General features: G+C 37.5%; 14 protein-coding genes. 8 read left to right on the top strand and 6 right to left on the bottom strand.

Features of this window, described 5'->3' with window-relative positions; translation table 11 throughout:
- Positions 1-1,048: 1,048 nt before the first annotated feature.
- Positions 1,049-2,152 (bottom strand): AbrB family transcriptional regulator, encoded by a 1,104-nt coding sequence (locus F6K23_RS22190; protein ID WP_293159907.1) that lies wholly within the window; start codon positions 2,150-2,152, stop codon positions 1,049-1,051.
- A gap of 597 nt (positions 2,153-2,749) precedes the next feature.
- Here F6K23_RS22190 and F6K23_RS22195 point away from each other — a divergent pair.
- Positions 2,750-4,093 (top strand): nitrate/nitrite transporter, encoded by a 1,344-nt coding sequence (locus F6K23_RS22195; RefSeq protein ID WP_293159874.1) that lies wholly within the window; start codon positions 2,750-2,752, stop codon positions 4,091-4,093.
- Positions 4,094-4,130: 37 nt separating this feature from the next.
- Complete coding sequence (locus F6K23_RS22200) at positions 4,131-4,271, top strand: hypothetical protein (RefSeq protein WP_293159876.1); 141 nt, start codon at positions 4,131-4,133, stop codon at positions 4,269-4,271.
- A 299-nt stretch (positions 4,272-4,570) separates the two neighbouring features.
- Here F6K23_RS22200 and F6K23_RS22205 read toward each other — a convergent pair whose 3' ends face one another.
- The 3 genes from F6K23_RS22205 to F6K23_RS22215 form a co-directional block, all read right to left on the bottom strand.
- Positions 4,571-4,744 carry a hypothetical protein gene (locus F6K23_RS22205; protein ID WP_293159878.1) on the bottom strand — a complete coding sequence of 58 codons (174 nt, stop codon included), beginning with the start codon at positions 4,742-4,744 and terminating at the stop codon, positions 4,571-4,573.
- 87 nt (positions 4,745-4,831) lie between these two features.
- Positions 4,832-4,960, bottom strand: a complete 129-nt coding sequence (locus F6K23_RS22210; RefSeq protein WP_293159880.1) for a hypothetical protein — start codon at positions 4,958-4,960, stop codon at positions 4,832-4,834.
- 289 nt (positions 4,961-5,249) lie between these two features.
- On the bottom strand, positions 5,250-6,971 hold the full coding sequence (locus tag F6K23_RS22215) for an MFS transporter (RefSeq protein ID WP_293159882.1): 1,722 nt from the start codon (positions 6,969-6,971) through the stop codon (positions 5,250-5,252).
- 368 nt (positions 6,972-7,339) lie between these two features.
- Between F6K23_RS22215 and F6K23_RS22220 the strand changes: the two genes are divergently transcribed.
- From F6K23_RS22220 to F6K23_RS22245, 6 genes are all read left to right on the top strand, one after another.
- Complete coding sequence (locus tag F6K23_RS22220; protein ID WP_293159884.1) at positions 7,340-7,834, top strand: hypothetical protein; 495 nt, start codon at positions 7,340-7,342, stop codon at positions 7,832-7,834.
- Positions 7,835-7,851: 17 nt separating this feature from the next.
- A complete protein-coding gene (locus tag F6K23_RS22225) occupies positions 7,852-8,745 on the top strand; it encodes a TIR domain-containing protein (protein WP_293159886.1) in 894 nt (297 codons plus the stop codon).
- 13 nt (positions 8,746-8,758) lie between these two features.
- Positions 8,759-11,377: a hypothetical protein gene (locus tag F6K23_RS22230; RefSeq protein ID WP_293159887.1), complete on the top strand. Its 2,619-nt coding sequence runs from the start codon at positions 8,759-8,761 to the stop codon at positions 11,375-11,377.
- Positions 11,378-11,384: 7 nt separating this feature from the next.
- Positions 11,385-13,421, top strand: coding sequence for an IMS domain-containing protein (locus F6K23_RS22235; RefSeq protein ID WP_293159889.1), 2,037 nt, complete (start codon positions 11,385-11,387; stop codon positions 13,419-13,421).
- Positions 13,421-14,278 (top strand): D-alanyl-D-alanine carboxypeptidase family protein, encoded by an 858-nt coding sequence (locus F6K23_RS22240; protein ID WP_293159891.1) that lies wholly within the window; start codon positions 13,421-13,423, stop codon positions 14,276-14,278. Before F6K23_RS22235 ends, F6K23_RS22240 begins: the two co-directional genes overlap by 1 nt.
- 116 nt (positions 14,279-14,394) lie before the next feature.
- Positions 14,395-14,637, top strand: coding sequence for a hypothetical protein (locus tag F6K23_RS22245; RefSeq protein ID WP_293159893.1), 243 nt, complete (start codon positions 14,395-14,397; stop codon positions 14,635-14,637).
- Here F6K23_RS22245 and F6K23_RS22250 read toward each other — a convergent pair.
- Both F6K23_RS22250 and F6K23_RS22255 read right to left on the bottom strand, forming a co-directional pair.
- Positions 14,629-15,855 carry a DUF1501 domain-containing protein gene (locus tag F6K23_RS22250; protein WP_293159895.1) on the bottom strand — a complete coding sequence of 409 codons (1,227 nt, stop codon included), beginning with the start codon at positions 15,853-15,855 and terminating at the stop codon, positions 14,629-14,631. The genes F6K23_RS22245 and F6K23_RS22250 overlap by 9 nt on opposite strands.
- 274 nt (positions 15,856-16,129) lie before the next feature.
- Positions 16,130-17,611: a DUF1800 domain-containing protein gene (locus F6K23_RS22255; RefSeq protein WP_293159897.1), complete on the bottom strand. Its 1,482-nt coding sequence runs from the start codon at positions 17,609-17,611 to the stop codon at positions 16,130-16,132.
- Positions 17,612-17,881 lie beyond the last annotated feature (270 nt).

Genomic DNA, 17,881 nt, shown 5'->3' on the forward strand with positions numbered 1-17,881 from the left:
GTAAAGTGTGGGATAAGTAAGTAGGGCTGGTCAATAATCATCTAAAACCACTGTCAAGAGTGAGTTTTTTGGATTTTTGTCGGGAAAAAAGTGCAAATTTTTCAGCCTTTAATATCAAATCCGTTTAATTGGACATCAAAAAAAATCTCGAATCGTCATCACTAATAAATGTTTGTGATTCTTTCTCCTCCTGAGGAGTTAGGACTGTCTCATGGTTGAGTTAACCAATCTATAACTGTTTAACCGGATTTGAGATCAGACCATAAAAGCTATGATCAGTGGCAGACTTGCACAAAAAGATACAGGTACAGTTATTCCTTCTACTTCCCACCCTCCCCACACTTCCCACACTTCCTTGACGCACTACCATATAATCTTACTCTCAGGGATTTAGGTGTTATGGGGCTATAACTGCCAAAACCCTTGTATTGCAAAGAATTTAGCCTCTTAAATTTACTTTATAAATCAGCTCTTAGAGCAAGAAAAAAACTTAAATTTCCTGTAGATATTCACCCTAACTTTTACACAAACGATATCAACGGACATGATATTACAGAGCTTTTGAGATTGGTGAACCACAAATTCAAAACAATAATATTTGTAGGGAGGTTCCATGGAACGTCTCTACTGTAGTCTATTCAAATGAAAACTGCTGTAAATAGATATCAAATCGGTTCTATATAGTATCTTTGCGTAAATCCTGATTATTTAATTATTTAGATAGCTCTTTCAACAATTAATAATTAATAATTACCTCTCCTTGAAAACAAGAGGATTGACTCAAAGGAAAAAAAAATTCTCTCTTGGTCGATTGGGTATGGCGAGGTTTCCTCGCCATCCCATCCTAAGGTCATGCTCCGCAAACGACCGCTGTTTCTCCACGGCGACTGAGAGACTTTAAACCTTAATTATTAGGTAAAGTGGATGCGTTCATAGATGTAGAATTAAAAATTCTCAAACATTTGCCCAGGGATGCACAACCAATAGTATCGTTCATCGATAAATGCAAGATTTTTCCTTCTTCCTTCTTCCTTTTGCCATTATATTGCTATTTTGATATAATACTAGAGGTCTTTATTTTCTTAACTATCAGAGTCGTCAATCCAGGCCCTACTAAGATAATAGTTAACGTTCGAGTAAGTTGAATTGCCAATACTAAACCAGTATCACCACCCAACTCATTAACAGTTGCGATCATGGCTTCTATCCCCCCAGGGGTGAAACTTAACACAGAAGTAATTAAGTCCACTTCTGTTATATTATAAAATTCATACCCTACTCCAAAGAAACCGATAATTAACACTATTACCAGTCCCAGATCAATTAAAATAGCTTTCCACAATTTACGAGCATTTTCCCAATCAAACTGAACGCCTATAGAAATTCCTACTAGGAGGAGTCCGACTGCAAATAACCATTGAGGAACTTGTAATTGATATGGCGCTCCCCACAAAGTAGTTAACCCAACTATAAAACTACCTAAAAAAGCAGAGGAAGGCAAACGTAATAATTTTCCGCCCCAAATTCCTAAACCACAACATCCTGCTATTACTAATAAATTCCCAAATATGGATATGCTTGTTTGACCTGATGCTAATAAAGTTGTAGTTTGAGTCTGGTCAATAGCTGGAGAAATGAATATAGCAGCAGTTGGCATAATAAATACCACTAATAACAATCGCAAATACTGAAGTATAGCAACAGCAATTGCATCTGCACCTAGCTCTTCACTCATAGCAACAATAGCAGAAGCGCCACCAGGAATAGATGCCAGAAAACCTGTAGATCGACTAACTCCACTCCACAGCGACAACAGATAACCTTTAAACATACTTAAGGCAGCAGTAATCAGAATACACCCCACTACAGGAATAGCGTAAGTGCTAATTAAAAAAATTGTTTCTGGAGAAAAACGAAATGCTGTAGCAATACCAATTATTGCTTTGCCTATCATCATTGTTACTTTCGGTAACGGTTGGGGAGTACCTTGAGCGATCGCATAGATAATTCCGGCAATCATTGGCCCTAGCAACCAACCGACGGGAAAATTGAGCCAGTCGAATATAAACCCTACTAAAATAGCTAAGGTTATGGGGACAATGGCAATTTTGATAGTTGATAATTTGGAGATAATCTCTTGGTTGTTTAACACGCTTAACAATATATAAAATTTGGCAGATAACTTATATCTATTCTGGCAGCTTTAGAATTGTCAATATACTGGGGTAAGTTTTCAACATATTCAGGTATCACCATACACTTTTGACAATATTCCTGTGCCAACAGATTAATATTAGTTATTGTAGTTGAATATTTATATTAGACATCTCCACCAAAAGAGGGAATAGGGAATAGGGAATAGGGAACAGGAAGAAATAATTGATAATTTATGTACAATAATTGATTTTATTTTTTATTTTTGGAGATGTCTATTAGACATAGGCGTGAAAAAGATATAGACTTTTTGTAAAAGTAGGGAATAGGGAACAGGGAAGATTTTTTGAGGAAAAAAATACGGAAAATGATTGTTTTAGTTATTACACTCTAGTTGATAGCAAATAAAGGGCAAGTTTATTTTCACGCCTATGTCTATTTACTGGAGAACATCACCATAATTATGACTTTAACTTGCTCCCGAACAACCCATAAACGAAATAATCTGTAGGGACGTTGCATGCAACGTCCCTACCTGTTCCCTATTACCTGTTCCCTATTACCTGTTCCCTATTACCTGTTCCCTAATTTAACCATGCTTAAAATTACTCCCAAAAATCTGTTACATCCCGACTATCCCTTCGCTCCTAAAAATTTCCCGTTTTTTTATGGTTGGGTAATTTTAATTGTTTGCACCATTGGGGTAATAATGAGCATACCCGGTCAAACTATTGGGATGAGTGCTTTCACTGACTATTTACTAGCTGCTACTGGTCTGTCACGCTTACAACTGAGTAATGCTTATTTTTTTGGTACTTTGACCAGTGGTTTACTATTGCCTTATGGCGGAGTATTATTAGACCGTTTTGGGGCGCGAGTCACTGTTGTTGGTGCATCAGTGGGTTTGGCTTTAACTTTGTGTTATCTCAGTTTGAGCGATCGCCTAACTACTCTCGTCAGTAACGCATTTCCTAGAATTCCCGATTCAACTATAGCGCTATTAATGCTGATATTAGGTTTTGTCTGCCTGCGTTTTTCCGGCCAAGGTATGTTAACTATGACCAGTCGTACAACTCTTGGTAAATGGTTTAACCGTCGCCGGGGTTTGGTTTCTGGTATTAATGGTTTATTCATGGTTTTTGGGTTTTCTATTGCACCCATAGTTTCCAGTTCATTGATTAATATTTTAGGTTGGCGAAATGCTTGGCTAACTATGGCAGCAGTTGTTGGTATTGGTATGGGGTTAATAGGGTGGGCATTTTATCGCGATCTTCCTGAAGAATGCGGTTTATTAATGGATGGAGAGTTACAAACACCTACGGTTGAAGTAGAAAACTCATCTGAAAACAACTTGCAAGATTTTACCCGCGCTGAAGCTATCGGCACAATTATGTTTTGGGTGGTAACATTAGTATTATCTTCCCAGTCTTTGATATTTACAGGTATCACTTTCCATATCGTTGATATTGGTGCCGAATTTGGATTATCCCAAGTACAGACAGTGAGTATATTTTTACCCCAGGCAGTTGTATCTACTATTGTTGGTTATTTGATGGGGTTAGCTGCAGACCGAGTTAATATAAAATATTTATTCATGGTGATGATGGTTGGTCAGGCAATAGGTGTGACTTCTATTGCTAATTTTGGCGTGCCATTATTTCGGGTATTAACTATTGTCGGATTTGGCATTAGTACGGGATGTTTTGGTACTTTATCGGCAGTAGCTTTACCGCGTTTTTTTGGTAGAGCTTATTTGGGTGCTATTTCTGGTTTTCAGATGATGATTTTGGTCATAGCTAGTGCCATAGGACCTTCTTTTTTAGCCATATTTAAGGATAAATTGGGTTCTTATCAACCTGGTCTTTATAGTTGTTTGATATTGGTGATTTTGATTTTAATTCTCACCTTTTTTGCCCGTCACCCTCGCAAATCTGTATAGAACCCATTTGGTATCTATTTAAAAAGGAGATGGGGGGATGGGGAGATGGGGGGATGGGGAGATGGGGGGATGGGGAGATGGGGGGATGAGAGTATTTTTCTACCTGCTTGGTACGCTACCAGGTTTGCTATTGGGCGACGCGGGGTCTCATCCGCTTTTTCCCCATTCTCGTTCCTGAATTTCCACTGGCTCGCTCAGACTGAGGAGGGAAGCCAAAAGCACATACCGCGTCCAAAGATCCACTCAGGGGTTCTATAATTATAGATAAATCAAACATCTATCTCCCTCAACTGAGCGATCGCTTCGGATGACTCTATCTCAACTCAACATAACTATTGGACAATAGATAAATCAAACATTCATCTCCCTCAACTGAGCGATCGCTTCAGATGACTCTATCTCAACTCAACATAACTATTGGACAATAGATAAATCAAACATTCATCTCCCTCAACTGAACGATCGCTTCAGATGACTCTATCTCAACTCAACATAACTATTGGACAATAGATAAATCAAACATTCATCTCCCTCTAGCGATCGCCTCCTCTGACTATATCTAAACTCAAGATAACTATTGGACAATAGATAAATCAAACATCCATCTCCCTCAACTGAGCGATCGCTTCGGATTACTGTATCTAAAATCAATATAACTATTGGACAATAGATAAATCAAACATCCATCTCCCTCAACTGAGCGATCGCTTCGGATTACTGTATCTAAAATCAATATAACTATTGGACAATAGATAAATCAAACATCCATCTCCCGAAAGTCAGCGATCGCTTCGGATGACTGTATCTAAAATCAATATAACCACGACTTACGCACCAGACTCTACTTATAGGGAGGGCGAATACCATTCGCCCCTACAGATGGTAGTTTAACAGTCAAGCATGCGTAAGTCCTAATAACTATTGGACCATAGATAAATCAAACACCAATCTCCCGAAAGTCAGCGATCGCCTCCTTTGACTGTATATAAACTAAATATAACTATTGGACAATAGATAAATCCAACATTAATCTCCCGAAAGCGATCGCTTTGGATGACTGTATCTAAACTCAACATAACTATTGGACAATAAATAAATCAAACATCAATCAACAAAGCCATTATTAATTATTAATTATTAATTATTAATTGTTGAATCAGCTACCAAATAGCCAACTGCCTATGGCAATTTCCTCTTCGCTGTAGAGAAACTGATCGAATAATTCCCGCATTTCCGTTCTGGAAATGTGCCCATCTTGATTCATATCTAAACTCTGGAAATTGTTGGAAATTTCGCTCACATCAATATCATAGGCTTGATAAAATCCCTTTAATTCCTCTACAGCTATCTGTCCGTCTACATTGACATCCATCAATTGTAAAAAGGCATCCGCAAGACTATGATCGAAGCGCTTGCCTACATAATCTAACCATTCATGTAATTCAATTTTTCTGTCTCCATTGGCATCAGCTAACTGTATCAATCGTTCACCAAAACCAAGCCAGGAAGTTATCATGAGCTGATATTCCTGGGATTGCTTTGACCAACCGCGAATGTCTGCTAATGACACCACAGTTTTTTCAAAGTCTTCAGGTTCAACTGTGCCATTGCCATCATAGTCAAGCATTTGAAATAGTCTTTGTAGTTTGCGTTGACGGCGTTTACTCATGCTATTAGATAGATTAGACTTCCTCAACCATACCCAGGCTAAGATAAATTGAGTTGCAAACAATAGCGCACTGGCGATAAAGGGAGCCCCAGGACTGATATTCTCAAACAATAAACCAGAGGAAAAAGGCCCTAAAATGCCTGCTAGAGCAATGAAAGACTCGGCAGCACCTAACACGGTTCCCTGGTATTTGGTTCCTGCGGACTGGGACAATAAGCTACTTAGGCACGGTCGAAACAGGGAATTTCCAAAGCTCAGGAGTACCACGGCCAATAGTAATATATAAAGGTTTCTGGCTAAGGGAAAAGAAATAAGTGCAACCATTGTCACAACCAACCCCAGCATCAGTGTATTTACTTCCCCCAATTTTTTGACTGTTGGGCCAATTAACTTCCCTTGGGTAATAGCTGTAACCAAGCCAAATAGAAGAAAGACATATCCGGTATTTTCTGCACTCCATCCCCAAATTTCGTTTAACCACAGGGCTAAAATTACTTGGATAATGAATATACCAAATCGCAGAAAAAAACCAAGACTAATTAAAAATGCAATGAGAGGATTTTGTTTGATGAGAGACCAAATACTAAGAGTTGGTGACTTTTTAGAGGTAGTATCAACGGTGTTGCTTGATGATTCGGGTTTAGGTTGAGATTCTGGCAACATTTTCCAAGCTAACAAAAAGGCAAGGAAAGAAAGTATGGCTGCTGTTATAAATGGTAAACGTAGGTTAGGATTATCTCCCCCTAACCCTACCAAAATCCCAGATAGAGCTGGACCCAAGGTCAAGCCAAGTCCTAGGGCAGCTCCCAGAACACCCATACCCTTACTACGATTTTCTGGGGTTGTGATATCACCAACATAGGCTTGGGCCACCACTATACTATAACTCATCGCACCTGCTAACCCCCTAGCTAAAAACAGAGCGGTGATGGAGTTGGCTAAACCAAACCAAAGGTAAGATATTCCGCTACCAACCAAGCTTAATAGTAGTAGGGGTCGTCGTCCCATGCGATCGCTCAAGCTTCCTACAATCAGTGTCCCCACAAGTTGGGCTACGGCATAAGCACTAAATAGTAGGGTGACAGTGCTGGCTGAAGCACCGAAGGATTTGGCATAAAAGGGCAAAAGGGGGATGACAATGCCAAGGCCAATAAGATCGATAAAGACACTTAAAAAGAGAATAAAAAGGGTTTTACCAGGTTTTACCATTATATTTTAGTCGAAATGTAACAAGTAGATTTTTTGAGAAACTACGATCTGAAGTGCTGCTCCTATCAGCAATGGGAGAAGATTTACTTCTCTACTGCTGTGGCTTAACAGCAATAGTTATTTCTCCAGGTAAACGCATTGTACTACGCTTAGTTTCCAAGATTATGCGTCCATGGTTCCTTAGTATGGTAGCTTCATAGGCAAAATGAATATTTATGGTTTTCATCTTGACAGTCGTATTATTATGGTTCTATGATAATATTGTCTACAATACATAGTAAAAATTTTTGCTAACTAGGCTTACTCAAAGGGTGTACAGGGTGGTCAACTGAGCCTTAGTAGATACGGTGAGAAATGGAGAAAATTTAATGGAACGAGACCCGGCTGTTTTAAAAAAAGTGTCGGTGAGTCTTCCTTTTGGCCTGGGGTCTGCTGAGTGGGAGGCAGACCAAACAGAACGTCATGCGGCTTGGTCGCTCTATGTTGAGCTGGTGACACGCATTTCAGTACAACCATTAGGGCAAGAGGAGGGCATTTTTAGAGAAGCTTTAGACTCTCTCTATAGTTTATTTGAAACCACTCGTGAAATTTTGAAAGAAGCAGGTCCAGATGTGGGTGCTTCTTGTAATTCAGTGGGTGGTATCGCGATCGCTGTTCTCAACCAAGGGTTACGGCCTTTTTTAACTAAGTGGCATCCTAGTTTGGAGGTTTGGGAAACTCAGAGACCCGATGGCGTTAGTTCTAAAGAACATGAGAAGCAGTGGTCAGAAGAGCCTGAACTGCGAAAGGATCTGGAAGTTTTGGGAAAGGAGCTAAATAAGTATGCTCAAGCTCTGGCTCAAGTTGCTGGTGTAGAAAATTGAAAAAAAGGAGTTTATAAATGACTGAACAAAAAGAATTTGATGTTTTTCTTTCTCATAATAGTCGTGATAAAGATAGTGTGAGAATTATTGGGGAAAAGCTGGAAAAAGCAGGTATAAAAACTTGGCTAGATGAAAGAGAAATTGTCGTTTGTGATGATTGGAAAAATCAGCTTTACGAAACCCTCGATCAAGCTGAGGTAGTTTTTGTTTTTTTGGGAACAAATGGTGTAGGAAAATGGCAAGATGAGGAAATAGAGTATTCACACCATCTATATGTAAATAGTGGAAAAAAGAATCCTAGAATTGGTCCTATATTTTTGCCTGAAGCTAGCCTCAAAGACCTTCCCAGTAAGTTTAATTATTTGACACAGTTTCATTCTATACGTCTAAAAAGTTTAGATGATGATGCTGGGATTAGGGAATTATTAAAAAGATTTCCGAAGTTTCAGAAAAACGATAATCTAGCGACAGAAGTAGTAGTAACTTCGGACAAAAATGCAGATAATAAAACTAAGGAAAACAATATTCAAGTAGAGGATAGAATTAACACTATGAGCAACAGTTTAGAGAAAGTTAAAGAAACTTTAGAACCAATAATTCAAGAACAGTATACTGAAGCTGACTTAAAAAAATTGCGTAAGTTGCTAAATACAGATAATGGTAATATTGAGTATTTAATTAACGTCATTGTAGGTTACAACATTGTTGTTAAAGTTGAAAACCAAGGAATTCTAATTCGCGATAAAATCCACAAGAAGTGGGGCGAAAAAGCAACTAAGGCTTTAGTTGAAGAAATTCAAAAAGTAAAGCAAGAAAACACTAGCACTCCGAGACAGAATAATAACACTACAGGCAATACTTATGGCATAACTCAAACTGGAGATGTTAAGCAGAATTTTAGTAATCATTGAAGGGTAAAAGGAAATGAGCAACTCTACTAATTCTGAAAATCCACAAAATGTAAATACCTCTGGTAACACTTATGGCGTTACTCAGGAAGGAGATATTTTTCAGAACTTTTTCGGAAAAACTGACTTTGATGAGATAAGTTTTGAAGATTTAGAGTCACAGACTAAAGAGTTACCAGAAATTCAACCAGACTTCCTTAATCAACTGAAAGAACATAGGATGTTAGTGTTAGGGGGCGAACTGGGAGGAATTAATAAAAATGAATTAATCTTACAGCTTGCTTATCTTGTGGCTCAAGATTCCCAAAAAACTGATTCTGACAAAACTAATCCTCAAAAGGCTGATGTATCTATTAAGTTGTGGAGACATAGCTCTAGTCAACAAATTATTGATTTAGAACTAGAACTCCGAAACAGAAAATCTCCTACCATTTTTGTTTTTACTGATATTGAACCTAAAGACATTAATTGTAGCTTACAACATATTTATGACATAGTTCCATCACTCGAACATTGGGTTTTATTTAGCACAAATAGAAGTTTTTCTAGTTGGCATTTAAACGATAATGCCCAAATTTTCTTTAACCCCAATCTAAACCCTCAAGACATTTATGGTCAGGATATTTTAGTCAATGAGCTTGAAAAGAAACTCGGAAAAAATCTCAAATTAGAACTAAATAAATATTTAAAAAATGATGCTCAAGGACTTAAATCAATTGCTGAACAATTAGGTGATTTGGGAAATATTCTCCGGTTTGTCAAACTATTTGATAGAAAAATCCAAGAATCACAAACAGATATAAATATTAACGATCTAATTAAAGAGTCTAAAAGTGATGAATTTGTTAGGAATTTATTCCAAAATATTTTGAGCGATCGCCAGCAACTTATGGCATTGGGGATCAGCTTCTTCAACGGTATGTTTGAAGACCAGTTATTTACTGCCTTAGAAAAAGTATTTACGGAAGCTTGGCGGAAACGAGACCCTTCTCTTATTGCTCTTGATTACTCTGACTTAGAAGAACTTATATATAATTATTTCGATTTTCAAGAAAATAATTTATATGAAGGAGTTTCTAATATCTTTAAAGTTGTCGAAACTAAAACTTATAAGATTGATATTCGTTCAATAAATATTCTATCTCTTGGAAATCGTGACCAACTTTTTGAAATAGCATGGCAGAGTCACCGTAGACAAATTATTAATGCTCTAGAGGTATTAGTCAATATTGTTAAAGAGTCTGCTTTAGAAAAAAATTATTATCTTCTAGGAGAATTGGATTTATATAGGAACCCAATACGATGTGAGAAAGTGCGTAAAGCAATTACTAATACTTTCAGCAGTATCGGTGTAGTTTCTATTAATGCAGTATATAGTTCTTTGTTACAGTTAGCTAGACATGAAAAGCTAGAAGTGCGGGATGTTGCTGCCAGTGTTATTGCTAGCTGGTATGAGCTTGATAAAAAGGAAGAACTATTTAGAATTTTGCAATACCTCTATAATTTTTCCCTAGAAAAAGAAAAGGCAAGTCAACAGCTTTATGAAGAAGTAACAGAAGAAGATAGTGATAATGTTGAAAATCAAGATAAATCTAACCTAAAAGAATCTGAAAAACAGCTAAATCAAAATAAGATAGATCTAGCTAGAGACAAATTTTATGAAAGCTACCAAAGTCTTTTAGAAAAAAATGAAGAAGTAAAAAAAAGGTCTCAGGAAGAGGAAGAATATTATATAAACAAAAAACAAGACTTACACGATTATATTGGAGCTACTGTAGCTGTTACCCTTGGTGATGTCATTTATGAGTATCATAAGAATAAAGCCATGGATGATAAGTTATATGACTGGCTTCAGGAATTATCAAAAAGTAGACTACGTTTCGTTCATTTTTACTTTGGTTATTATACTCTGTTTTGGGTAGTGCCACTTCACTTAGAAAAAATGCGAGATTTGCTGAAGGAAATAGTACAAGACCATAAAGATTGGTTATCTGAAAAGCCCGATCTAAGTCTAAATAAAGCTACTTTTATGAGTTTATATAACGCCGATAATCACCCAAAAATAAGTCTAAGTAATGCTGTTGCTAGAAGTTTAACTCATGCTTATAATTATCCAGAAAATCGCGAACAGGTAAAAGATATTCTGAAGAGTTGGTATCGAGAAGGAAGCAATGTATACCCAAACAATAAAAGTAAAAATATCACAGAGAAAGAGGCTTTACTGAGAACTGTTGCACTAACTTATGGGCTAATTAAATATGATGATGAAAGATTTCCAATTTTATTAGAAGATGCCTGTTCATGTTTGGCAGAAATTCTCAAAATGGATAACCATCCCTTGGTACGCAAGATTGTTATTTTTACAGTTTTTGTCTTAACAAATGAATATTTTGATAAATCGGACAAAATTGAAGAATGGTTATCAGATTTAGTCTCAAATTTTAACCGGACAGAACAAAAAAATTTGGTCATAGAGTTAACTGCAATATATATCAAAGAGCGCGTTCAATCAAAAAAAATAAACGAACTAACTACTGTAGAAAAGGCCATGAACAAATGGGCGAAGCAAGAGAATGTTCCCGCTCAACAAATTGCTATAAAAGCTTTAGTTTCTTTCGCTAAACTCCCGGAGTAAAAAATTGATGAATATACAAAACCAAGCACATGAAAAAGAAAGTTCAAATTTTTCTGTTGTTTCACTCGTAGCGTTTTTTATCACTTTAGGAAAAAAAGAATATAGGACAATTATTCAGGGTTTATTACCTGAAGTTTTAAGACAAAACAAATTATCCCAAGCAGAAATGGATAATGTATTGAAAAAGTGGGGAATCTTTCCTGAAGATAGTGGTGAAGAACTCCAATTTCATACCATTTCAAAACTATTAAAACGTGGAATATGGCTAAATCAATGGATATGGCCGATAACTTTGGGAATAATAGGATTAGGATTGACTGCTATAGGAATTTTAGCTACCAGAGCATCAGAAAATGATTCTATTACTACACCAGAATTACCATTACCAGTTTGTAAAACACTCAACAATTATGTTCCTGTAGCTGAATTTGTAGAGCTTGAGGATAATTACTCTCCTGACTTTAATGGCGGTAAGTTGACCGTAAAATTTACCCAAAATGGCACACCTAATGACTGTCTTGCTATCCTCAAAGGGGGTGATATTGGTATTATTGGTAGTAATGTTATCTACGAAGGAAATGTTATTGGCAGTTTTCAAGGTGGCGAAGGAGCAGAAACTTTCGTAGTTGATTTTAATGAAAAAGCTACAGGAGAACGAGTACAAGCTGTAGCAAGGAGAGTTGCCTATTCATTGGACGACTCAGAAAATCCTAGCTATGGCTCTCGCACCATAGAGTTTCAAGTTACTGATGGTGATGGTGGAGACAGCCTGAAGAAAGGTCTCCTCCGTCAAACTATTCAAGTTGTTAATAAAAATAATCCCATAGCTATAAATGCTCCTAATTCCCAAACAGTCAAAGAAAATACTAACTTACCTATTGGTAGCATAAGCATCAATGCTTCTGATAGTCAGAAAGTAATTGTAACTTTGGGGGTCGAAAACGGCACGCTTTCAGTCAAAGAAAATGTGGCGAATGGTATCAGCACCAATGGTATTGCAAATAATCAAACTTCAAAAGTGACTATCAGTGGCACTGTTGCTGAAGTCAATACAACTCTAGCTGATACTGGTGCTGTCATCTATAAGGGAAAGCAAAAATTTAGCGGTGATGACTCTCTGACTATCACTGTAAGTGAAGACAGAAGCGGAGTAAAAAACATTGTGATGTGGCCACCATTTGCTCAAAATCCTCAGTCTGTGAGTAAGAGTATTGACATAAAAGTTGAAGCTGCTAACCCTGCTCCAGTTATTACAGTTCCTAGTTCGCAACTTACTACTAATGAAAACGAAAAATTAGGTATCGGTATAGGTGGCATCACAATTAGCGATCTTAATAATCAGAATGTTTCTCTTACTCTGGAAGTAAACAGGGGAAAGCTCATCCTGAAAACTGATATAGCTGAAGGATTACCCTCTGATAATATTAAAGATAATGAGACAAATAAAGTTACTCTCGACGGTAGTGTTGAAAGAATTAATAACACTTTGGCAGGAACGAATAATCTTATCTATGAAAGTAATCAAAACTATAGTGGTAAAGATTTCCTGACAATAACTGCCAATGACGGGGAAAAAACTACTACTAAAAGAGTTCCTATTACTGTTAACGATCATCCCAAATTAAATAACCCAGAGTTTGTAACAACAAGTAGTGGTCGGAAAATTACTAGATATCAAGCAGTTGATCGAATTAAGTCATGGCTCAAGGTTAAGTCAAGGGTTTTTGGCTCTTCTTATGATCGTAGAATTCTTCGGCAGTATACAACAGGTAAGTATTTAAGAAATGGAATTGAAGCAATCAATGAGTTAAGGAGTAACAGGCAGAGATACACTTTTTACACACCTAAAACTGAGCCTCAAAAAGAATTTTTTGTGAAAGGTAATCAAGTAATAATTTATGTCAAAGTAGTTGAAAGTTATGGTTTCTGGAACAATGGAATATTTGATGGCAGGTATTCTAATGAAGGCATATATAGTTGGACTTTACAGTTTGATGATAAGGATAACCGTTGGAAAATAGCTGCTTCTGAAAAAATAAATTAATGAAATTTTTAGAAAAATTATGGCTTTGGCTGCGTTTTGCTCTACCTATAACCCTAATTACAATAGGGATTATTTTGAATGGCTACGCAGCAATTAAATTCATAAATCACAAATTCTCATCTCCATCCCCAATAACTTCTCAAACACCAACTCCTTCTCTCACACCCTCAACAACCATACCACCTATTACCTCAATACAAACCACACCATTTACTCAACCCAAGCCGAAAAATTTGCCTCCATCCCCAATAACCTCCCAAACACCAACTCCTTCTCCCACAACTTCAACAACCAAACCACCAGTTACTTCAATAGAAACTAAACCATCAGAAAAACCAAAATTTGGACATTTTCCTTATCAAGAAAGCGATCGCGAACAAATGATGACGTTTGCCAGCTATGCTCAAGATGAATATCAAAGATTTGAAAAACTAGCCCCTGAAGCAGCACTAGCACTAATGAAAATGATTTACTCTGCCAGAGACGAAGGGGTATGGGTAGTTCCAGTTTCAGGATTTCGCACTGTTGAACAACAGAAAGAGCTATTTAAAGCTCAGATTCAACGTCGTGGTTCGCCTGAAATTGCTGCAAAAGTTTCTGCCCCACCAGGATACAGCGAACATCATACAGGTTTTGCCATTGACTTAACTGATGGGAACTTTCCCAAAAAGGATATAACTATCGATTTTGAAAATACCAAAGCTTTCCAGTGGTTAACCCGTCACGCTCAGAAGTTTGGTTTTGAGTTATCTTTTCCTCCAAACAATTCACAAGGAGTAAGCTATGAACCTTGGCACTGGAGATATATAGGTTCGCCAGAAGCTGCTGCTGCTTTTGCTCAAGCGAGAAAGTTTTAGTCCAGGCCGTTGTCTGGAATGTAACTATCTCAGGACTTATGCACGGACACTAAATCAAGAGGGCGAATGCCATTCGCCCCTACAGGTTTTTGGTTATGACGATGTGGTTCATCAATTTGAAAAGCGCTGTAAATATATTAACTGATTTTTATGAAGCACGGCAGTGGGAGCATCTTGCTCCCGTGCCAGATATTCCTTTTTCCTGTAAACCATTACGCAAGCAGGACTACCATATAATCAGGACTTACGCAAAAATTCACCTTAAAAATCCCATATGTAGGGGCGAATGGCATTCGCCCTCAGAAGAAGAATTAATACTCTTACCACCAAATCATCAACCATTACTTATTTCACAATAAAGCTAAACGCTGATTAGACGAATAACCAGAAAAAACCCGTGCTATTTGCGATCGCTCAATCTCAAGATGCTGTTCTAACACACTAGAAATCACATTCCGAAAGTCCGTTGTCACCGCCAGATCCCGTTTCTCAAACAATTCTGACTCATCTAAACCAGGCCATTGTCCATAAACCTGAGCACCACGCACGCCACCACCTAAGACCCACATTACGTTACCATGACCGTGATCGGTGCCACCATTACCATTTTCGTTAACTGTGCGACCAAATTCTGACATTACTAAAATCACTGTATTTGAGTAAAGCGGACCCAACTCCTGAACTAAAGTAACCAAACCTTCCCCCAGAGGTTTTAGTCTTCTTGCTAAAGCACCTTGACTGCTTCCTTGGTTAACATGAGTATCCCAATTACCGAGAGCGAGAAATCCTAACTGTGTTTTAGAATCACCCACCATGATTTGAGCTAAATTTTTGGCATCGGCAGCAAAACCTTGTGGAGGTGGTGCTCCCGCTGAAGCTGCTGCCATTTCTTGCTCTAAGTCAGCTAACAGTAAGTCTCTTGCTTGGCGACCTTCTTGGTAAACTCTACTAAGTTCGTCATTGCTACTATAAAGGCGATCGAATGCTTCATAAATTTTGGGGCGGTCTATGGGTAAACTACGGGTTGATTTTCTCCCTGTAGGAAGACTGGCAACTGGCATTGCACCCATAAGAATGCGAGGTGGTGTATCTCCTAAGTTTACAGCTTGAGTAGGTTTATCTTTTGGGAGATTTGCCAACAAACGATTCATCCATCCATCAGGTATTTTTTTATTACCTGGAATACCTGTTTCCATATAATATTGAGCATCAAAATGGGAGCGAGTGTCGTTATTTAAACCGCAGGCGTGAACAAATGCTAAACTGCGATTTTGCCAGAGGGGTATGATACTTGCTAGAGCAGGATGTAAGCCAAATTGACCGTCTAAGTCGATCGCTCCTTCTGCTTCTCCTGGAGCAGGAATTGCTATTTTTGGTCGTGCATTATAATAAGTGTATTCCTGATGGGGAATAACTACATTTAATCCATCGACTCCTCCTCGGAGAAAAACAACTATTAATCTTTTACGGTTGTTGGTTTGAGCTAATCCTTTTGCTACCCAACCATGACTACCAACAGAGATTATTCCTGAAGCTGATAGTAAGCTAGCAAATTGTAAAAAATTACGTCTTTTCATATTATATCAAATCTGGTTAAACAGTTATAGAATGGTTAAGTTTTTAGGAGTCAGGAGTCAGGAGTCAGGAGTCAGGAGTAGAAAGAATCACAAAGATTTTAGCCTTTTTAGGGTCGAATTGCAGTGCGCCTGTTTCAGTCTAAAACACTCAAAAAGGAGCGTATTTTAGGCGCATAGTTGGGCAGAAAAATCATTCTTACAATTCTTACTCCTACCTCCTCTATAATTCCCATTTCTCCTGTCTCCTGACTCCTGACTCCTGACTCCTCCATCTTTATTTGTACATCATTTCTGGACTACCTAACATTAAAGCTGCTTGTAAATCATTTGGGCTATTTTTGATTATTGCTTGAGTTTGAGCAGAAAAATTATTTCCTAAAGTTGCAGAAAGTTGCTGACGGTTTATGGGTTTGGGTTTTCCTTGATTTAACTGACCACGGGAGATATTTGTGGCAAAGCTAATTCTACGCATCATTGCATCAGGGTTTAACCATGCTTCTTTAGTATTTTTATAACCATCAGGAGTGCCACAAGCATAAATGTGCATTCCTAATTGGTATAACATTCCAGCAATTTGGTTCCATCTAAATTTATTAGTTCCTGTTGCTCTAACTGCAGAAATAATATATTGGTACGGAGTTTTAAATTTGCGGTCGTAGTAGTTTTCATTCCAGAATTCACTACTGTTGAACAAGGTTTCTAAAACAGAACGAATGTTACCATTAGTTTCTTGAAATGTTTGAGCTAGTTGATTAACTAAAGCTCCTGGAGGCCGATCTGCCACAAAATATTGAGCTAATTTATAGCTAATAAAACGAGCAGTAGATGGATGCTTTGCCAGAATATCTAAGGCTTTTTCTCCTTCTTCTATCCCACCTCCTTGGATCGGTATTCCTAGAAATATTTTGTCACTATTATCGTGGCGGTCTGGATAAAACTTAAATCCGCTACCATCTCCTGTTCGACGTATAATTCCCCACCCAGTAAAAATTTTTGCTAAGGTTACTATGTCTTTTTGTGTATAACCTCCATCTACTCCGAGAGTATGAAGTTCCATAAGTTCGCGGGCATAATTTTCATTTAAACCTTTAAATGTGTTATTAGCACCTTTACTTCCCGGTGCAGTATTTAGCCAATTATCTAAATAGAATAACATGGCTGGATGATGAGCTGTTGCTCCTAATAAAGTCCGAAAATTACCAAGTGCATAAGGTCTAATTGCATCTCTTTCATAGGTACCTATCCAGACGCGAATTGGTCTTCCTCTACTCACAGAAACACTAAAGTGATTGAACCAAAAATTAATCATTACTTCTTGGAGCTGTCTATTACTCAATATTGCTCTGAGAAAGTTTGCTTTTCTAGCTTCGTTCAGAATTATTCTCATCCGATTAATTCTTGCTTCTTTCTGTTTTTGAGTTAGTTTTTTTTGTTTTCTGGGAGGTAGGGAACCATACTCGTTATAAAGTTGAACTGGGTTTAAGTCTAAGGTTGTTAATGTTAACAGTTGATTAGTTAATTGTTGAGGTTCTCTAATGGTTTCTGGTTGAAGTTGAGACTGAATATAACTGTTAATTCCCATTGATTTAACTCGTTCTATATCTCCTGGTCTAGGACCAAAACTTAGACGATTCAAAATATGGATAGTTTGGGTATTGATAGATTGACTATCAGCGTAGCTAGGACTTGGTAATCCTAACCAGATAATTAAGCTTAATAGCAGAGATATAATCCAGTAATTAGAGGATTTTTTCATTAGACTTCTCCAGAAAATAGGGAGTAGGGAGTAGGGAGTAGGGAGTAGGGAGTAGGGGGAAATAATTGATAATTTATATTGAATAATTGATTTTATTTTTTATTATGGGAGATGTCTATTAGACTTCTTGCAGAAGTCAGGGAATAGGCAATAGGCAACAGTAAGAAAAATATTTCCCTGTCTAAAGATTATTATCAGTCTATGTTCGTACCCTATCTTTATATTGCTTTATATACATTTGTATGGGAGTCCTATTCTGAAAGTTTTTGA

The organism is Okeania sp. SIO2C9, from assembly GCF_010672455.1.
In the GTDB taxonomy this organism is placed as follows: domain Bacteria; phylum Cyanobacteriota; class Cyanobacteriia; order Cyanobacteriales; family Microcoleaceae; genus Okeania.